The sequence below is a fragment of the Halobacillus litoralis genome, from assembly GCF_004101865.1.
In the GTDB taxonomy this organism is placed as follows: domain Bacteria; phylum Bacillota; class Bacilli; order Bacillales; family Halobacillaceae; genus Halobacillus; species Halobacillus litoralis_A.
Window position 1 is genome coordinate 1,683,990 of record NZ_CP026118.1, and the last position, 19,580, is coordinate 1,703,569.

15 protein-coding genes are annotated in these 19,580 nt (G+C 37.0%); 8 read left to right on the top strand and 7 right to left on the bottom strand.

Annotation, left to right across the window (positions count from 1 at the left end; all coding sequences use genetic code 11):
* Window positions 1-577 precede the first annotated feature (577 nt).
* The 4 genes from HLI_RS08360 (at window position 578) to HLI_RS08375 (ending at window position 5,731) form a co-directional block, all read left to right on the top strand.
* On the top strand, window positions 578-2,188 hold the full coding sequence (locus HLI_RS08360; RefSeq protein WP_128524568.1) for an FMN-binding glutamate synthase family protein: 1,611 nt from the start codon (window positions 578-580) through the stop codon (window positions 2,186-2,188).
* 346 nt (window positions 2,189-2,534) lie between these two features.
* A complete protein-coding gene (gene coxB / locus HLI_RS08365) occupies window positions 2,535-3,218 on the top strand; it encodes a cytochrome c oxidase subunit II (protein ID WP_128524569.1) in 684 nt (227 codons plus the stop codon).
* A 22-nt stretch (window positions 3,219-3,240) separates the two neighbouring features.
* Window positions 3,241-5,163 carry a cytochrome c oxidase subunit I gene (locus tag HLI_RS08370; protein WP_128524570.1) on the top strand — a complete coding sequence of 641 codons (1,923 nt, stop codon included), beginning with the start codon at window positions 3,241-3,243 and terminating at the stop codon, window positions 5,161-5,163.
* Window positions 5,156-5,731, top strand: a complete 576-nt coding sequence (locus HLI_RS08375) for a cytochrome c oxidase subunit 3 (protein WP_128524571.1) — start codon at window positions 5,156-5,158, stop codon at window positions 5,729-5,731. The genes HLI_RS08370 and HLI_RS08375 overlap by 8 nt, the downstream gene beginning before the upstream one ends.
* A 360-nt stretch (window positions 5,732-6,091) precedes the next feature.
* On the opposite strand, the gene HLI_RS08380 is transcribed toward HLI_RS08375, so the two are convergent.
* Both HLI_RS08380 and HLI_RS08385 read right to left on the bottom strand, forming a co-directional pair.
* A complete protein-coding gene (locus HLI_RS08380) occupies window positions 6,092-7,069 on the bottom strand; it encodes an ornithine cyclodeaminase family protein (RefSeq protein ID WP_128524572.1) in 978 nt (325 codons plus the stop codon).
* A 106-nt stretch (window positions 7,070-7,175) separates the two neighbouring features.
* Window positions 7,176-8,642: a flavin monoamine oxidase family protein gene (locus tag HLI_RS08385; RefSeq protein WP_241655958.1), complete on the bottom strand. Its 1,467-nt coding sequence runs from the start codon at window positions 8,640-8,642 to the stop codon at window positions 7,176-7,178.
* Between the two features lie 418 nt (window positions 8,643-9,060).
* Here HLI_RS08385 and HLI_RS08390 point away from each other — a divergent pair, with 418 nt between their 5' ends.
* On the top strand, window positions 9,061-10,278 hold the full coding sequence (locus tag HLI_RS08390) for a hypothetical protein (protein WP_128524574.1): 1,218 nt from the start codon (window positions 9,061-9,063) through the stop codon (window positions 10,276-10,278).
* A 101-nt stretch (window positions 10,279-10,379) separates the two neighbouring features.
* On the opposite strand, the gene HLI_RS08395 is transcribed toward HLI_RS08390, so the two are convergent.
* The 3 genes from HLI_RS08395 to HLI_RS08405 form a co-directional block, all read right to left on the bottom strand.
* Window positions 10,380-11,504: a polysaccharide pyruvyl transferase family protein gene (locus tag HLI_RS08395; protein WP_128524575.1), complete on the bottom strand. Its 1,125-nt coding sequence runs from the start codon at window positions 11,502-11,504 to the stop codon at window positions 10,380-10,382.
* 13 nt (window positions 11,505-11,517) lie between these two features.
* Entirely contained in the window at window positions 11,518-12,348 is an 831-nt protein-coding gene (locus HLI_RS08400) for an N-acetylneuraminate synthase family protein (protein ID WP_128524576.1), read from the bottom strand.
* Window positions 12,349-12,410: 62 nt separating this feature from the next.
* Complete coding sequence (locus HLI_RS08405; protein ID WP_128524577.1) at window positions 12,411-13,571, bottom strand: acylneuraminate cytidylyltransferase; 1,161 nt, start codon at window positions 13,569-13,571, stop codon at window positions 12,411-12,413.
* A 364-nt stretch (window positions 13,572-13,935) separates the two neighbouring features.
* On the opposite strand from HLI_RS08405, the gene HLI_RS08410 reads away from it, so the two are divergent.
* Window positions 13,936-15,735 (top strand): asparagine synthase-related protein, encoded by a 1,800-nt coding sequence (locus tag HLI_RS08410; protein WP_164908521.1) that lies wholly within the window; start codon window positions 13,936-13,938, stop codon window positions 15,733-15,735.
* Window positions 15,736-15,940: 205 nt separating this feature from the next.
* On the top strand, window positions 15,941-16,282 hold the full coding sequence (locus HLI_RS08415) for a YflT domain-containing protein (RefSeq protein WP_128524579.1): 342 nt from the start codon (window positions 15,941-15,943) through the stop codon (window positions 16,280-16,282).
* Between the two features lie 246 nt (window positions 16,283-16,528).
* Here HLI_RS08415 and HLI_RS08420 read toward each other — a convergent pair whose 3' ends face one another.
* The gene (locus tag HLI_RS08420; RefSeq protein WP_128524580.1) at window positions 16,529-17,380 is read right to left on the bottom strand and encodes a DegV family protein; all 852 of its coding nucleotides are present in this window, start codon (window positions 17,378-17,380) and stop codon (window positions 16,529-16,531) included.
* Between the two features lie 199 nt (window positions 17,381-17,579).
* Between HLI_RS08420 and HLI_RS08425 the strand changes: the two genes are divergently transcribed.
* The gene (locus HLI_RS08425) at window positions 17,580-18,365 is read left to right on the top strand and encodes an SDR family oxidoreductase (RefSeq protein WP_128524581.1); all 786 of its coding nucleotides are present in this window, start codon (window positions 17,580-17,582) and stop codon (window positions 18,363-18,365) included.
* 742 nt (window positions 18,366-19,107) lie between these two features.
* Here the strand turns inward: HLI_RS08425 and HLI_RS08430 are convergent.
* A complete protein-coding gene (locus HLI_RS08430; protein ID WP_164908522.1) occupies window positions 19,108-19,578 on the bottom strand; it encodes a UPF0158 family protein in 471 nt (156 codons plus the stop codon).
* Window positions 19,579-19,580: the final 2 nt, after the last annotated feature.

Consider the following 19,580-nt stretch of genomic DNA (forward strand, 5'->3'; position numbering starts at 1 on the left):
GGTTCAATGAAATCTAAATGCATGTTTGTCAGAAGCATTGTTGACATTATTAAATTGAGACTATTCTAATAGAAGAAACTCAGTTACTCATGATAAATTCAGTAGATTTGAATTACATGCGGTGTCCCCGAATGAGTGGGTAGGTGTAAGTTGCCCCGCTCTATTTATTAAGCGAAAGGAACAGCTTTATAGTAACATGGGCCCCAGTTAAAGAATCCGCGGTTCCCAGAAAGTGTGCGATTGGTAGTGTTATATTCATACGAAAAATTACCCCTATACAGAAAGAGATTCACCCAGTATTCTAATGAATCACCTGCTTCCTTTTTTACTAGTTTAAATAAACTTCTTTCTGGTTACAGGTTATATAGCAAGGATATAAGTGGGAAGAGTATGAAGCAATTTCGTTGATTACTAATGATTAATGCTCTATGTGACTGCTCAGTGGAGGTAAAATACATACAACTTTTGTTCGTAAAAAACATAAAGTCATAACTGTTATTGTCCTTTTTTGATGTCCAATGGGTTTTTATTACCCTGGTTGTTATGGTCCATACACGGTTTAGCTGGAGGTGGTAAGATGTTTGAAAACGTAATGCTCATCCTATTAGCGATTTTAGTATTGCTCATGTTTGCTGTACCGGCATTCATAACATTCCGTCTTTATTTCCATGATAAAAGGCAGGATGAACATTCGATTTTACGGAATTATCCGATTCTCGGAAAAGCACGTTACGTTTTAGAGAAGATGGGGCCAGAGCTAAGGCAGTATCTTTATAATGAGGATAATTCCGGGAAACCTTTCAATAGGCGCGAGTTCACTTTTGTAAATGTGGCTGGTAAATATAATAGTCGAATGATCGGCTTTGGATCTAATCGCGACTTTGAGTCTAATGGTTATTATATAGCGAATACTCTGTTTCCAACGCAATATGAGGAATTAAGAGTCGTGCAAGAGCCAAAGATTAAAACCTATTTATATGAAATTGATGAAAATAAACTTTTCACAAGAAAAGAGCATAGAAAGGAGGATAAACTAGATCCTTTTTATCTACCTGAAGAAGACCAAATCGTCATTGGAGAAAACACTGTTAAACACCCCTTTAAAACTAGAGGCCTCATTGGTCAATCAGCCATGAGTTTCGGTTCCTTAGGGGACCACGCCATCACAGCTTTATCCAAAGGATTAGGAATGGCTGGCGGCACTTGGATGAATACAGGCGAAGGAAGTTTGACTTCTTATCACCTTAAGGGTGATGTTGATGTAATCATGCAGATTGGCCCGGGGTTATTTGGGGTCCGAACTAAAGATGGGGACTTTTCTTGGGAAGAATTTAAAAAGAAAGCGGAGGTTGAGCAAGTAAAAGCTTTCGAATTAAAGTTAGGCCAAGGAGCAAAAACGCGTGGAGGACATGTAGCTGCTAAAAAAGTTACAGAAGAAATCGCCACTATAAGGGACGTGGAACCTCACGAAGATATTGACAGCCCCAATCGTTTCCATCAATTTGATAACGTAAAGGAAATGCTCTCCTTTATCCAGGAATTGCGGGAAATCGGCGGTAAACCTGTTGGAATAAAAATTGTAGTAGGGGCAGAAGATGAAGTAGAAGATATGATTAAAATAATGAGCGAGGAACAATCGGTTCCTGACTTTATTACAGTAGATGGAGGGAATGGTGGAACTGGAGCCTCCTATTTTGAACTTGCTGATTCAGCAGGTCTGCCAACTTTTGCTGCGTTACCTCTGGTCCACGATTTAATGATTAAATATCAAATCCGCGACAAAACCCATATAATTGCATCCGGTCAACTTGTTACTCCTGACAAAATCGCAATGGCCTTGTCACTTGGTGCAGATATGGTAAATATTGCGAGAGGATTTATGATCAGCGTAGGCTGCATACTTGCAGAAGTGTGCCATACGAATAACTGTCCAGTAGGAGTGGCAACCACTGACCCTAAACTTCAAAAAGCTCTAGAAATTGAAGAAAAGAAATATCGAACGTGTAATTATTTAGTGTCTTTAAGAGAAGGCTTATACAATTTGGCCATTGCTGCTGGTGTTGATACCCCAAGGAAATTTGCACGTCAACATATTAAATACAAAAAAGAGCTCAGTCAAATTCATTCGGTATCCGATCATTTGAGCACCTCCAACCATGACGATGTTAGGAATGAGAAAAAATATTAACGTCTTGGATGGCCGGGTCTAAGGCAGACGATAATTAACGTTTTACTTTTCCTTAGTATTGGACCGAACTTACCTAATTCAGAAGAAATAATTTCCAACTTCGCTACTGAAGAAATATCCTTTTTCTTCAGTAGCTCTTCACCGTGTAAGATAAAAACCATGATAGTGGTTTTTTCCACAACACCCAGATTCTAAAGAGTTTTCAAAAGACCTCAGCTCATTTCCCCGAGAATGCGTACATGAATAGTTACGAATCAGCTTTTATATAAAGGGTTTCGATGCTTATATTATGGGTTACATAGGTTAGTATGGCTTTCAAAATTCTAAGGAAAAGGTTGAGTTACATATGAAGAGATGGTTCATTTTCCTGACCGCTCCATTTTTGTCCGGTTGTAATCTTCGCACGCTTAACCCGATAAGTGAGACAGGAGCTGATCAAGCTTTCCTGATCAATTTGAGTTTTGGCATTATGATGTTTGTCGTTGCAGTGGTATCCATACTTTTCATTCTGTTTACCGTCAAATATCGAGAAACAGATAAAAACAGGAAAGATATCCCACAGCATGAGGAAGGGAACCGTACGCTGGAAATCATTTGGACGACCGTACCTATTATTTTACTTACAGGGTTAGCTATTCCTACGATAATATATACGTTTCAAGTATCGGATACAGATGCAAATTCGGAAGAGGCTCTCCACGTCAATGTTGTTGGTGAACAATGGAGATGGACTTTCCAATATGAAAATGGAAGAGAAACGCATGATAAGTTAGTGCTTCCCGTCGACAAAGAAGTGGTATTCCATTTAAAATCCACAGACGTGATTCATTCTTTTTGGATTCCTAGGTTAGTGGGGAAAAAAGACGCTATACCGGGTAAGGAAAATAAATTAAAAGTAGCTCCGAATGAAGTGGGGACATACCAAGGAAAATGCGCAGAGTTCTGCGGTATTTTGCATGCTGATATGAGATTTGTTACTGAAGTAATACCAGTGGAAGACTTCGAGGAGTGGCTGGCAAAAGAAAAATAAAAGATAAAAAAGGGGTGAACCTATGGAATTCACTTTTAACGGCAACCTTATCATTATACCTTCTGACGTTATTGCAGGCTGGATATCTGCCATCATAGCACTTCCTATCGCTTTATATTGGATTACAAAAAAGTACTATTGGCCACTGGTTTGGGATTATGCAACAAGCACCAATCATAGGAAAGTAGGGACATTATATATCCTCTTTTCGATGCTCTTCTTTTTTAGAGCGGGAGTGGATGCTTTATTAATGCGAACCCAGCTTATCTCGCCAGAAAACCAATTTTGGGTTTTTCAGGGAGAGAAGTTTAATGAGTTGTTCACCACACATGGTACAATGATGATCTTTTTTGTAGCTACTCCAATTTTAATCGGGTTGATGAATGTGGCTGTCCCTCTGCAGATCGGGGCGAATGACTTAGCTTTCCCTTTTTTAAACTTGATTGGTTTTTATTTATTCTTAACGGGGGGAACGATATTCTTTCTCGCATTTTTCTTTAACGCTGCGCCGAACATGGGATGGACTGCCTATGCCCCTCTATCTACCGACTCGTTTACTGTTGGACCAAATAACAATTTTTACATATTCGGACTCCAAGTCTCAGGGCTTGGGACTATATTTGCCGCTATTAATATGATGGCAACCATAATACGCTTAAGAGCTCCAGGACTGAAGCTTACGAGAATGCCCCTTTTTCCATGGGCGACATTAATTACTTCTTTTTTAATTCTCATTGCTTTCCCAGTTCTGGCCATCGCCTTGCTCTTGTTACAATTTGACAGGCTTTACGGAGCCACTTTCTTTCTGGGGGAATTAGGTCATCCGGTTTATTGGCAGCATCTTTTTTGGATATTCGGGCATCCAGAGGTGTATATCATCGCTTTACCGGCATTCGGTATTTTTTCCGACATTATTTCTAACTTCTCAAGAAAAAATGTGTTCGGATACACCTCTATGGTGGCAGCACTGGCATTAATCGGCTTACTCGGATTAATGGTATGGGCTCACCATATGTTTACAGTGGGACTCGGCCCATTTTCTGATACATTCTTTGCTGTCGCTTCGATGCTGATAGCCATTCCTACAGGGATCAAAGTATTTAACTGGCTTTTCACGATGAGGCGCGGGGTTATTAGCATCAAGGCCCCTATGTTGTTCGCTTTAGGGTTTATCCCTACCTTCGTAATGGGTGGAGTCACTGGAGTCATGCTTAGTTCAGCTGCCGCTGACATGCAGTTCCATGATTCTTACTTTGTTGTAGCCCACTTCCATTATGTTATCGTCGGTTCTACAATATTGGCTTCATTTGCTGCCATATACTATTGGTATCCAATAATGACGGGTATGAAATTAGATGATAAATTGGGAAAATGGCATTTTTGGCTTTTTCTCATCGGTTTCCATATGACGTTCTTCCTTCAGCATTTAGCCGGGCTCAATGGTATGCCTAGACGTGTCTATGATTATACATATGACGATGGCATATGGGCTTACAATTTCATTAGTAGTATTGGTGCTTACCTCATGGGCTTTTCCATGTTATTTTTCCTATGGAATATCGTAAAAACCCATCGAAAAAATAAACAAGTAGAGAACGATCCTTGGAATGGGCGTACATTGGAATGGAGTATTCCATCACCACCCCCAGAGCACCCTTTTGAAAAGATGCCGATCATTGAACGAAGAGATATGTTTTGGTGGGCGAAAATTAATAATAAGCAAATCCCTACTACAGAGAACCACAGGGCAACACCTATCTCTACACCCACGATTCAGCCAATGTTCTTGTCTGCTGGTTTATTCATTCTGAGTTTCGGATTTATTTATGGTTGGCTTTGGATGCAAATTTTAGGTGGGATAATGTCGTTAGGTACCTTTATAATAAGAGCCTTCAATGATGAGCGGAAGTCCGTATATGAGAAGGAGGAGAGGGAGAATGAGTAGTAAGACCACGTCTCAAGATTTATTTCATGATAAAAAAACAGGCTTTTTCATCTACCTTTTCGTTGAAGCGATAATGTTCAGTACATTATTTGCTACTTATATCATTTATACTCCTCCTCAGGTCGGCCCGCACCCTAGTGAATTATTCGAATTGAAGACAACCATCCTTGCCTCCATCTTTCTGCTATCAAGCAGTGGAACCCTGCTTATTGCGGAAAAAGGGCTGAACGACCGAAATATGAAACTGATCATGGCAGGGATTGGGCTTACGTTTTTATTAGGCGCTGCTTTTATGTACTTTGAATTAGATGAGTTCCGTAAATTCATCATGGAAGGACATGTTATATCTACGAACAATTTCTTGTCATCTTATTATGTACTAGTCGGTTTGCACGCTTCCCATGTAACGTTTGGACTGGGGTGGATGATAGTACTTTTCATCCAGGGAAAAGTTTTACCTTTTAATCTCTTTAAGGAAAAACATAAGATATTCAATTATTACTGGCACTTCGTTGATATAATATGGGTTATTATCCTTTTGGTCGTTTACGCCCCTTACCTTATGTAATTCTTTATGATTACTACTTATTTTAAGCAAAGCAAATCCCCCGCCGCGGCATTATAGACTTCTCACAATCAAGAAAGTGAACACCATAGCTATTAGAATAGAAATAAGCCTCCCTTAATCAATAGCTTAAGGAGAGGCTTCATTAATAAATATTTTAAAATTGCAACGCAGAACCAAGAAAACTACAACAGAAAAACGAACTTCAGAAGCTGCCATAGCAATTCTTCTTTTTGTCCTTATTAGAATTAATTTTTGTGAAATGTTCATAAATCTGCTTACCAAGGTGAAAGTTAATTTCTACTATTCTTCAAAGCCATTTGGGAGCTTTTAAAAGGAAGAAGAAAGACCTTTAATTACAAATTATAATTGAACATTATTTCCTATCTTTTTTTCAATAGCTTTATTATAAAAATATTGGGCTACTGTAATATCCACGACTGCTAGTCCAACTGATTTGAAGACTGTGATTTCTTCTTCGCTGACTCTGCCTTTCTTCTCTCCGGACACGATTTGCCCAAGTTCACCATAGATGTCGCTCGGTTTAAAAATTTCTTCCTCAATTGGAACTTGCAAATCACCGGTTTCTTCTAAAGCTGCTTCTTTTGATTCCACCACTACTTTGTTGGCTGAAGGCATTACATGAGAGGGTAACTCCTGCATCGTCGGCCTGAACGAACCTACTGCATTCACATGTACACCTGGTTTTAATGACTTAGAAAATACCGGTGTTGAAGAGTTTGTTGCAGTAACAATAATATCAGCTTCACTTACAGCATCGTTTGCGTCTGAATATACTCGTACACGTTTATCAAATTTCCCTTTAATATATTCAGCAAATTCGTGTGCTTTTTGTTCTGTACGATTAAAAAGGGAAATCTCTTCACTATCCCGAACAGCGAGTACAGATTCAACCAGTCCTTCAGCTTGAGCCCCTGTACCGATAATACAGAGCTTTTTAGAATCCTGACGGGACAAATATTTCGTGGCTACCCCAGATAAAGCGCCTGTTCTAACCATTGTCAAATAAGAACCTTCTAATAGTGCGGTAGGTTCCCCGGTTTCGAAGTCTGACAGCATGACCACACCATTTATGGTTTTCTTCCCTAATTGATTATTATTTGGAGCTACGGTTACTACTTTTAAGCCGACAACTCCCAGTTCTTCAGCTACGGAAGGCATGACTAATGCAGTATTTTGACCTTCATTAAAGGGTAAAGCGGCACGAATAGGGGTAACTGTTCTTTCTGCTGAATATTCCTTTAGTGCGACAGCTGTGCGCTCTATGATTTCGCCCATATCTACCAAACTAGTTAGTTCTTCTTTATTTAATATCAGCAAGCGTACTCATCCTTTCCTGCTTCCTTCCTAACCGTATATTTTCAATGGTAATGGTCATAAATTCTTTGAAACCAACTCATTCTATAATTTCTCATCATCGGTAACTTCATATCCTTTTGTTAATTTCATACGCTTCCCTAATTCCGGATTCAATTGCTCCTTCTATCCACCCATGAAATTTGGAGGGGCCTTCTCCAGCAAAATGCAAGCGCCCCTCCGGTTTTCTCATCACTTCGTTTAACATTTCCCCTTGATCTGGAAGAAACAAAGTGAAAGCTCCAGCTGAAAAGGAATTAAGTCCCCAGTCGTAAGCCACAGTTGTTACATACTCATCATATACTACATTCCCGTATATTTCAGAAAGATCTGTGAGAGCTTCCTTGATTTTTTTCTCCAGGGGTAAACTTGTCCACAATTCTGAATCATGCCCCCAGGTGTAACTGGCTAATAGCACGGCTGGTCCATGTGTGCCCAAGCCATGACTTGAAACGTAGGTATACCTCGTCGGTTGATCGGTAACAGCATTTCCTACACCTGCCCTCTCCCAAAAACGGGTCTTAAATTCCATTCCTATCTTAACAGCATTTATAGTGTTCAGTTCCCTTATGATTTGATATTTCTCAAATGAAATAGATTCATAGGGGTAAACATCTATAAATTGAAACAAAGGAAATGGAATAGTTACAATTACATAGTCTGCATCAAAACATCTTTTATATTTCGTTTGAGGATTTATAGTCTCAACCTTTACTCTTCTTTCGGTCTGATATATTTTTTCAGCTTGCTGATTAAACCGAATGTTATCTTTTAACTCAGGATAAAAAGACCATGGTAATAGATCGTTCCCACCCGTAATTTCAATAAAATCTATAGATTGACTGAAAATCGGGAAGGCGATATCAGTTAAGATATCAATGAATGAATACTCTGGAAACCCCTCAATACCTAAAAGAACATACATTTTCCTTATAGCAGCATCTGACATATCAATGCTGAAGGGATTGTACTTTAAAAATTCTCTCATCGAATAATGAGCATACTTCTCCCTCAGTCTTTGCTTTTCCTCCAGTGTACTACCATAGTATAGGTCAATGAAAGGCTGGGTAGCTTCCAAAAAAAGCTCTTTTGCAGTCTTCCCTTTCTCATTCTCTTTCAAAGGATAATTTAAAACGTCTGGATTTATTTCGTAATACTTCCTAGTTGTAAGGACATTATTTGCATAAATCAAATCTTCGGGCGATGTGTTGATAAAAGGATTAACAGGTAAACCAAATTTCCGTATATATTCCATCACTAATTTGTGATTTGTCGGAATTCTCATTGCACCAACATCCAAGTAATTCCCAAATCCAAAGAAGGGTGATCTAATCGTATAAACTCTCCCGCCAATACGATTGTTGCCTTCTAATATAGTCACATCATGACCTGCTTGCTTAAGTAATGAAGCGGCAACAAGCCCTGCCATTCCAGCTCCTATGATTAGAATTCTTTTGGATTCCCCCTGTTTAGGCAAACCATTTCTGATGATTGAAAGCATATCATTCGGATATCGTAAAGTACTATTATTTCCCACCAACATCTCCCCCCATTTAAACCTATATGTAAATATTTAGGAAATATGCTCTATCCCTATTACAGCATAGATCAAAAACTTCACAAGTAAGGAGTATAGACTTGAAGCGAAGGCCATTAAATAAGAGGGAAAGGCTAAGTAGTACTAAATTTCGTCTGAAAAAGCGTTTAATATTTTCAACCTGAATCATGTATTTAATATGTAACTGTAACAAAAACATTAGTTTAATCATATGTATGATAGAGAGTGAAATACCAGAATAAATTGTCTTAAACTTTATATTGGTGTTTAAGAAATTATAAATTCTAGGAGAGAAAAAATTGAAAAGATTAAATGTTTCATATAAAAGAAGCTTTAAAAATTATAAAACCATATCAATTGATATAAAGAAAAAGCCAAGGAGGGGCATGAAAAATAAATGATGGAATCAAACGAGATAACAAATATATTGAAAGTTGGAGATAATAAGGCTTTTCAGAAGGGATTATCAAAATTAAACGATATATATAATAGTAACTTAGAAAATTATGAAGGGTTACCTAGTGATTATTTACAAAAGGTGTTAAGAGCTATAGAACAAAGGCACAATATAAAAAAATACACATCTAATTATTCAGAAGTGCTTATTGAACATACGTCTAAACTGAGTGCAAATTCATTACCGAGTATAAAGTGGAATGGTTTGGTGTTTTTATTAATATCCAATGGTCTTTTTAAAGTTGCTCATGTTGCAAGGACAAAAGGAATTGAGAGTGCAACATATAACTCCTTTGGGGAATCATTTAATAATACTTCAATACACTCCTTGAAAGCATTTGCTGACCAAGGAGACCTCAAAAGTGCGAAAGAAATTATCGCTAGGATCAAAAAAAATGACTTTGATAAGTCATTATTGGATAGATGGAAAATATTCCACACCATACTGAAAGGTGATAAAAAACAGGCTACCATTTTATGTGAACCTAATTTTTCAAAAGCGGATCGGACATTTTTTAATTATATAAGCGGGAAAAGAGTAGCCATTGTTGGACCAGCGCCGGTAAAAGAAGATTTTTCAAAAGAAATCAACTCCTTTGATGTTGTGATCAGGTTTAATTATAAAGGAGGATTACCAAAGAACGGTTTTGGTAATCGAATAGATGTTTCTTATTATAATGGTGGAACAGCAAACTATCTAAATAGTAATGATACTTATTTCCTGAACGATGTAAAGTTTTCGTGCTTTAAAAGTATTCGATATCAGTACCAGAAGGACAAAATATCTACCCAGGAAGGTAGAGCTTTTTTTCCTTTACCTGCTGAATTCTTATTTAGCGGAAGTCCAAATGCCCTCCCCAACGTCTTATTCGACATCCTCCACTTCAACCCTAAATATATTAAAGTTTTCCATTGTAATTTATATTTGACAAACACACCTCATTATCAAGGCTATCAACTTAAAAAAAGAGAAAAAAACAGCTTTTGGCAGGCATTTGCTGTCCATGAACTAATTACCCAATTTAATTTCTTGAAGAATATTTGGAAAGTAAAATTATTCGAACCTGACAAAACATTAGAGGCGGTATTAAAGTTGACCCCGGAAAAATATATGGAAACGATGGAAAAGATTTATGTGTATCCATTTTTAATGAAATGATAGTAGGGGGTTTAGTAATATCCTATTTACTGTGAATTACTTGCAGTCTGATGACCTATGGGAAAGCCTAACTACTGTCCATATTTCCGTCGTTTTTCATTTTAACCTGAGGCTACGTGGGTATTTACCCACCTCTTTATACTTTTAAAAATATATGAATGTGATATATAAAGTTGATCCAATAAATCAGCATGATTGTGCGAGCTTTTTTTGAAATGTCCAATAATATCAAAAGCACTGAAATTTTCATTAATGTTAAAAATGTTTTCTAAATCCAGACTGTTGAATAATGCTAGAAGTCTTTGGTCTAAAGTCAAGGCAACAAAAGGTATATTTAGCCTTACACATGAAATACTTGCATGAAACCTCATCACAATAGCTTGATTGCAATTAACGTAAGAACCAATTACTTCTTTGCCACTTTTGCTATTAGTTTGTAATTCACTTACAGTAATATTATTTCTAAGGATACTATCTTCCAGATAATCAAACAAATCGACTAAAAGTTTATAATCATTAAAGGTGTGCGGTATGAATTTTATATTATAAGATTCTTTAACGTAGAAGGAAATAATTGTGGTGAGTTTTTTAATAAAAGATTGATATTCATCCGGGGAAAGCTTTGCCTTTAATCTATCTTCTGAAATTGATATACCTAATATTTTTTCATTGTCATTACTTAGTTGAAAATTCTCTGTAGGACAAAAGAAGCCATTGTCAGGTATTTCAAAGACTTTATTTGAGTATTTCTTGCCAATAACATTTTTTATAAAAGAATACGATCCATCATTTCTTACAGTGAAAAAATAGTTATCACTTGCTTCAGATAAGAGAATATGATCCAAAAATTCCCTTATGTTATGAATTGTGCTTTCACTGTATCCTAAGCTTCCTTCACAACCGACTGCATTGAATAAAATAGGGGTTTTGATTTTTTTTAAATTATCAATTGATATATCAAATGTTGTACCATTGTTAGATATTTCTAACCATGGAGATAAAAAATTACCTCCGCCAATAACTATAAGATCAAAGCTGTTAGCTAACTTGATGAATTTTTCCGTGTTAAAACTTTTATGACTTCTAACTTTATAATAATCCCGAATCTCTTCCCTTACGAATTCTATATTATTACAAACATTCTTTTTGAATTGCGCATCAAATCCAGCATGGTTTATTATATCTCCAATATTCCCATTAAAACTTGCAATGTGAAGTGCCTTCACTTAGTACCAACCTTTACCTTTTGTATTTTCCTACATATTTCAATTTCTTTCTTTGAATTTGTTCGATATCTAAGATTTCTTTTTCTTTATAATTAAGTGCTTTTCTAACACTTTCTAAATCTCTGACTAGCCTTCTTATTCCCTCAGGCTCTAATGACGCTGCATGATCTGTACCTTGCCATGTTCGATCAAGCGTATAATGCCTCTCGATATATTCAGCACCCAAAGTATAAGCTGCAATATCTACTGCAATTCCTCTATGGTGCCCGGAGAAACCTACAGCTTTTATTTTATTTCCATACTTTTTTTTAAGATTATTTATTTCTAACAAAGCTACATCCTCAAACGGAACTGGATAGCCCGATGTACAGTTATATAAAACTACATCTTTGTTTCTTTTCTTTTCAATAAACAAATTCATTATTCGATCAATCTCTTTTTTGTCGGTCATACCAGTCGAGACGTGAATTTCTCCCGAATAATTTTCACACAACCATGCCAACATCCTGTAATCTGTATTACAAGCAGATGGAATCTTTATGAATTCAGGGTTTAATGCAGCTATCCCTTTTGCCGAGTCAATATCCCACACAGAAGTACTATAAGTAATTCCTATTTCCTCGCAATATCTTTTCAGTTCCACATGCTGATCTATAGAAAATTCAAGGAATTCTCTATGTTCCTGATAAGTATTACCGTATGAATTATGTGGATTGGGATGTGGCCCGTTATACATATCAGGCATTCTCTCCGCCCATACTTTTATGTTTCTTGTTTGAAATTTTATAATATCAGCTTTGCAAAAAATTTTCGCTACTTTTATTAATTCTTTTGCAACAGCCATATCACCTTTATGATTCCCCCCAATTTCAGCGATCACTTTAGACTTTTTCAGAAGTATTCCTCCTAAAATCTTTTGTTGTAATTCATGATGAATTTCACTACTTCCCGAACAGCTTTAAACCCTCCTCTATTTGTAAGAATTACATCACTTTCCATCTTAACTTCTTCCATTGCATTAGCAGGACAGATCCCCCACCCTACTGAACATATGTTAGGTAAATCATTAATATCATCACCTACATATGCTAAATCATTTCTTTTGAGATTGAGGTCTTTCAATAAATATTCCAACAAGGAGTATTTATCTTTTACACCCGAGTAAACATGTTCAATATGTAATTTATTCATTCTGTGAACCACTATGTCACTTTTTTCTGAAGTCATGACAACTATTGGTAAGTTACATTCTCTAAGTAGCTCAACACCCATTCCATCCTGCATATTAAACTCTTTAGAAAAATCCCCATCCGTGGAATAAGTTATGTTCCCATTTGTAAAAACTCCGTCGACGTCAAAGACAACTGCTTTAATGGTCGTAGGTGCTCCTTTAGATTGTTTTAATCGATTTAATAATAATTTTTCCACCACGACTAAATCATTTGGTTCATCCACTTCTGTAAGTGTATCTTCAGGCATTTTAACCACCCCTATATTACCACCCAGCCTATTGCCTGAATTGATAAATTGGGATTTAGTCGTAACGTACACTGCTCCATTTTCTACTAAAGTTCCCTTGAATTCTTGTCTTCTAGGTCGATTACTAAAATCATAGTTTAAACTAACTCCTTCTTCATTCCAGAAGAATCTTTTGTATTCTACGACGGTTAAACATGAATCAAAATTTTTATTTACTACTTTTTCCAGTGTGCTATTAATATATTCCTTTGTCGTCAATGGAGAAGTTGCCTGCAAAAGACATAAAACATCATAATCATATTTTATTTTTGAAGAAAATTCCTTCATAGCTAATTCCGTGCTAGCTTCATCGGTAGCACTTTCCTCACTTCTGGACAGTACTTTGACCTTAGCAGACCATTTGTACTCATTTTTAACATAATTTATTATCAATTCGTCATCTGTGTAAATGTATATCTCATCAAGGTTACTAGCAATTGCTTCACCTAATACCCATGTGAATAACGGTCTCCCCAATACTTTTTTTCTATTTTTGTTAATTATACTTTTAGAGCCTTTTCTTAGAGGGATTATAGCAGTTGTTTTCACATTTGATACCTCCTGGTCAATTCATCTTATAAATACTCATCGATTTAATAAATATTACTTGAAATGTATTATAAGTCTCCTTTTTAGAAACATCATGGCTCTCGTATTTAAATCTATTTTGCCAGCCTTTAGTGAGATTTTATTATTTTGAAAAGTACTTGATTTGCAAACGCTTCGCATACGTTTGAACGATGGACCTTCTTACCTTCCAGATCCTTAGACAAAAGAGCGATCTAACGCTTCGAGCGATGACGGTCACGGAGAATCACAATATGTCCTTTTCGATATTCCAACATCTCCCAGCCATGAGGGCCACCCATATACATATGAGCGATAAATTTATATTTATATGAGGAGGAATCGTATGAAAATCTCTATTAATAAGACAACTGGTAAATGGGATGCAGATGTAAAACCAAGTTATATCATAGATGTAACAAATAATGACTCCACGCTGTTGTTATATGGAAAACCACTTCTACTAGACTCATCAGCATTTTCCCCTGAAAAATTTAGTAAGTTAAGAAACATCAAGTTTACCGACCTGATCCCTCGATTGACAGGTGATTGCTTTTTTTTAGAAACAAAAAACGGGGAAATCATTAATTTTGCAGTGGATTTTTATGGCCATTGTCGGATGTATATGAATGAAATTTCGGAGGATATTTTCATTAGTAACGACTTATATTCACTACCACAGCAAACAGATCCAGATTTAGATTGGTTTCAAATCTTTTATTTCCTGAACTGGGATCACACGTGGTGTGGTGGAACGTTTTATAAGAAGATTCATTTATTAACGCCTACTAAAGTATATAAGCTCATAAATAATGAGGTAATTGAAGGTTATTTGAAGATGCCAAAACCGAGATATAAAAACATAAAAGATGCTATCACTGAGGTTTTATTTGCCCTTTCAGGTGAGGGGAAAGCGCCATTGATGATGCTCTCTGGAGGACTTGACTCTATGCATATTGCTAGTATTGCGAAGAACAATGAAGTGAATCTCCACTATGTAACAGGTGAAATTAAAGATTTAGTGCTCGATGATAACTTAAAAGATCAATCAGGAGTTCAAAAAATTGCTGAACTGTACAATTTAGACATCAATTATATAGAAGTTAAGATAAAGGATTTCTACGATAAGTGGCAAGGAAAACTCGATGATCTACTTCCATTCGAGTATAAAGATGGTAGACTATGGATTTATATGGCTTCTTATGCACAAGAAAACGGATATGAGATTCTTATGAGCGGGCAAAATGCGGATGCAATCTATAATTATAGTTATACAAATGATACTTCAATAAAAGAAGTATTTAAAATGTTGATAAAGTCCTATTTTAAACCTGGAAAGATGACTTTCTCCGAACGCTTACAAAAAACAGGCTTAAATGAATATATCATGCGTCTATTCAGTACAGATAAAATTCTTCAAAAGGTGTTAGATCACAATCATTACTCTAAATTTTTCAAGCTTATATGGAAAAGTATTAACAAGGATTTGCCTCTTACAAGGGAGAACTACATTGCTCACTATGCTGTTAAAGGAAATGGATACCCAAAAACTATTGGTTTATTTGTATCAGAAGCTGCGAATGAAAATGGAAAAAAGTTCTACACAGAAAAGTTAACAAGTGAATTTGAAAAGCTTATCGCACTATATGATAAAAAAACTTATAAAACAGGTCGGGAATTATTGTTGATGTCAAAATTATCAGGTTATTGTCAAGGTGAAGATCAGCGTGCAATAACAGAAGCTTGCAGACTAAACGGGATCAGTAGTTTCCAAATATATACAAGCGCCCCGGTCCTTCCTCAATATAATAACTTACGGCTTGGTATTAAGGATATATTTCGGCCTAAATATAAAACCTATAGAGAAGTAAACGAAAATGGTTTAATGCAAGAAAGGAAATCAATAAATAAAGAAACGAATTCAAAGAACACGGTCAATGCTTCTCAAGTTTGGCAAATCATTTACAACATACTTGATCACAAACTTGACTTTACTGAATGTATTATATATGCGACAAAGGCAATGGATGAATCTGGTATGGTTGATATTGAAGAATTGAATAGCGTTATGGAAAAAGATATTGGAATAAAAATGAGAGTGGCGTGGTTTGGCTTATCGCTTAAGAAGATGGGAAACACTTGTTAGGTCTTACGGTGCCATCCCTATCCCCCTGCATACGCATTTCCATTAGAAAAACACCACCAACTGTAAGTAGTATTACAACTTTGCAGGTGTCTTATTACGTTTCATTTTATTAAGTCACTCTATTCCCTTCCTGATAACAGGACTTTCTTCATTGTTTAAGTTGCTCTCCTCCCAGGGTAACCTCTTTCTAAAGGAGGCGATATCATTGCAACCGAACTATCAAATTTTTGGTGATGATGAACAAATGGGTGAATCTATCGACAGAATTAAAGAACATGGAGTAGATGAAGATAATATTTACATTCTTTCACATGACAATGACCACGTCAGACGTGCGAAAAGACAGACAGATGCCAACAAGATCGGTGTAAGTGAAACTGGACTCGGTACAGCGACAAAGAATATTTTCCGTGGGAAAGACGATAAGTTGATTTCCAAGATGAAAGAAATCGGGTTCGAACAATCCAAGGCTAAGGAGATACACAAAGAATTAGAGAAGGGTAAAACATTATTGGTCGTAGCAAATGAAGAAGACATCAAATTTTAAAAAATCGCTTGATCCTCATTTAAGAAGCGGAGAGACCCCAGTCATGGGCCTCTCCGCTCCTGTTTATTATATAGGTACAATAAGAATACTGCTGCCACAGGCATGAAAACACCCCTGCCCCTTACTCGAAAAGATCAACTTTCTAGAATATGGTCGTGCAATAAAGTACTTTTCAACCTCTTCTTCCCTTGGTGAATGATGATTTTTTTCATCATAAACTGGTACATCATAGCAATAGTCCCCGTACTAGTGCTCTAACCCTGCTACCCCGAAACCCCCGGCTCCAGAATGCGTCGAAATCATACCGCCCGCTTGAATCCATCTAATATTTCGGAATCCATTTTCTTCAGCAAGCTCATCCATCCGCTGTTTGATCTTTTCATCAAGTCCGATGGAGTAGATAAAATAAACCTGCTCTCTATTGATGTCGAATTCAGTTAAGTAATCCCTCAAAAGTTTTTCAGCAGCTCCACCCATTTTCCCGCGATACTTCTTTGTAGGCATAAGCTTTCCATCCTTCAACTCTATGCATGGCTTTATTTTCAACAGAGCTCCAATCAGAGAGGCCATATTGCTTACTCGTCCTCCAGCTTTAAGAAACTCCAGGCTGCCTGGGATGAAAGCCAGCCTTGCTTTAGGAACGATTGCCTCTATTTTTTCAATTAATCGTTCCGGTTCAATGCTCGGATCTTTTTCTAATAACTCAGCAGCATACAATACAATCGCAGCTAACCCTCCAGTAACATTCAGAGCATCTATGAGAAAAATATCTTCAAACTCTTCCGCAGCAATGACAGCATTTTGAAAAGAAGAAGACGCTTTTGATGTATAACCAATATGTATAATGAAGCAATCTGGATAATTCTCTCTTATAGTTGCAAAAAATTCTTGATACTCATGAGCGTTTGTGGAGGTGGTGGAAGGTATTTTCTTCGTACGTTCGTAATAGTCATAAATATCCTGGACCGGCAAAGAACCGTCTAAATAATCCTTCCCATCCATAATAATGTGCATGGGAACTACTTGAATACCGTACTTTTCAGCTAGATCACCCGGTAAGTCGGCGCCGCTTTCGGTCGATAAGATTATCTTTCGCATTCTAATTCCCCCTTGGTTATATTCAGGACCACGTTCACGCTTCCTGCATTATGCTTTCACTATACATGAGAAAAACGTATTAGCAATGTGATAACTATTATTCCCGTACATTTAGTGCACATTTCAGGGAGTAGTGTTTTAACAAATGGACATGTGGGAACTACACTGACATAGGATTTCGTAAGGGAGGAAGTGAAAAATGAGTAAAACGATCTTTATCACTGGTGCAGGCAGCGGTTTAGGAAAAGGCACAGCAATCGGATTAGCCAAAAAAGGCCATCACGTGATTGCGGCAGTTGAGATCATCTCCCAAATCACTAGTTTAAGAGAAGCAGCTTCAGAAGCTGGAGTAGAATTAGAAGTAATTAAATTAGACATTAAAAATCAGCGGGACCAGCAGTTAATTCATGACTATAATTATGATATTTTCATAGCCAATGCAGCTATTGGAGAAGGCGGTCCCATTGCGGAGATTCCAGTCGACCGCGTCCGGGATATATTTGAAACAAACGTATTTTGCACTCTGGAAAATGCTCAAATAGCAGCTAAGAAGTTCGTAGAAAAGAAAGCAGGGAAAATTGTATTTATGAGTTCCATTGCCGGTGTTGTCGGCATGCCGTACCTTGGGCCTTATGTAGCATCCAAGCATGCACTGGAAGCGGTAGCGAAGACAATGAAAGCCGAACTTGAAGAGTTTAATGTCCAGGTAGCTACTATTAACCCTGGACCATTCGAAACCGGCTTTAACGACCGTATGTTTGAAGAAAAGCATAAATGGTACGATGAAAATAAAAACTTCACACCAAGAGAGTCGATTGCTGAAACGGAGAAAATTTTAGACGATCAATATGATCCGCAGGAAATGATCGATAAAATGGTAGAAGTGATTGAATCTGACCATCATGCTTTCCGGACAGCATACCCTCAGGACGCAGAAGATATGATGAAAGATGAAGAAAAGAAAAATTGGGAAGCGAAAATATAATTGCCTCTATTTGTGGGAGTTCAACAAAACTGGAAGCCGTTTGACGCCTTTACCCTAAGGTGTCAAGCGGTTTTCTGTTCACCACGACGAAGGAGCCATTTTTTTGTTGCTCAAACTAACAGAAAGAACCCTATGGAAACTATTACTAAGTACACCCCCTTTCTTGTTTATATAAGAATACTCATAGATTTAAGGAATGCTTGGACAAATTGAGCCTCTCTATTTACTTTGTCGTAGAGACCTCGAAACATTTAGTAGTTATCCTTTTAATTCTATGGCTTCGATAAAACATTTTTTATCGAAGCTAGTTTTATAAAACACTGACAGAATCTGTCGTCTGGGAGTGTAATACTGGACACAAAAAAGAACCTGTTTTAAAGAGCAGATCCCTTTTTGTTCTCTCTATATTCATAGAGAATAGCAGTCAATTCTGGTGAGGATTTTCTTTAAACCTGATGGGCATTCCCTAAAAAATCGCCGTAGATGAATGATAACTCTTCTACGGTGATTTTTCGTTTATGTATGATGCTTTATAGTCAGTGAAAGAATTGGACGAGAGAGAATACTTAACTGATCTTGATCAATATTTTTCTGTTACTATTATCAAGTTTCATGGCTCAATTTTTCGTTTCCCAAAAAATTATACACAGTTTGGCTTTATAAAATAAAAGCCCTCAAAAGTTTTATTAACTCTTGAGGCTTGTTCATTCGACACTTTTAATATTGGAAAGTCATTCTCTTCTCATATGGCAATATCATTTCTTTCACACCATTCTCTGGCCGCTTGCTTATATCCTTTTTCCCGAAAATCATACCAATCGTAAAGCAGCCCCCAGGCCTCAATATTCTTCCTGAAACGACGAAAGGCCCCGCGTCCGCGGATAGCTTTTAACAGGCTTCCCCTCTGCAATTCATCCTTTATCGAATAAGAAAATTCTTCGATCATCCTATATTCATCCACATCCTCCTCTTCTGACAAGTGGATGAAGCGGTCTGATACATCGTCCATGACCATATCTGCTGCTTTTCGCTCATTTCTCTGCCATTCTGGTAAATGATCATACGGTTCGTCAGCCTCTGCGGCACGAGCGCTTTCCTGACTGAAGGTAACAAATTCATAGGTCTGTTTATCAAAATATATAGCCCATTCAGGGTTATCCATTTCTAAGAGTTCGACTACTTTATCCAGCTTTACTTTCATAGCTTTTCTCACTG

What these genes read in the sequence shown, in the direction of transcription:
- HLI_RS08360 (WP_128524568.1), top strand. Translation starts at nt 578, where the DNA reads ATGTTTGAAAACGTAATGCTCATCCTATTAGCGATTTTAGTATTGCTC.
- coxB (WP_128524569.1), top strand. Translation starts at nt 2,535, where the DNA reads ATGAAGAGATGGTTCATTTTCCTGACCGCTCCATTTTTGTCCGGTTGT.
- HLI_RS08370 (WP_128524570.1), top strand. Translation starts at nt 3,241, where the DNA reads ATGGAATTCACTTTTAACGGCAACCTTATCATTATACCTTCTGACGTT.
- HLI_RS08375 (WP_128524571.1), top strand. Translation starts at nt 5,156, where the DNA reads ATGAGTAGTAAGACCACGTCTCAAGATTTATTTCATGATAAAAAAACA.
- HLI_RS08390 (WP_128524574.1), top strand. Translation starts at nt 9,061, where the DNA reads ATGATGGAATCAAACGAGATAACAAATATATTGAAAGTTGGAGATAAT.
- HLI_RS08400 (WP_128524576.1), bottom strand. Translation starts at nt 12,348, where the DNA reads ATGGCTGTTGCAAAAGAATTAATAAAAGTAGCGAAAATTTTTTGCAAA.
- HLI_RS08410 (WP_164908521.1), top strand. Translation starts at nt 13,936, where the DNA reads ATGAAAATCTCTATTAATAAGACAACTGGTAAATGGGATGCAGATGTA.
- HLI_RS08420 (WP_128524580.1), bottom strand. Translation starts at nt 17,380, where the DNA reads ATGCGAAAGATAATCTTATCGACCGAAAGCGGCGCCGACTTACCGGGT.
- HLI_RS08425 (WP_128524581.1), top strand. Translation starts at nt 17,580, where the DNA reads ATGAGTAAAACGATCTTTATCACTGGTGCAGGCAGCGGTTTAGGAAAA.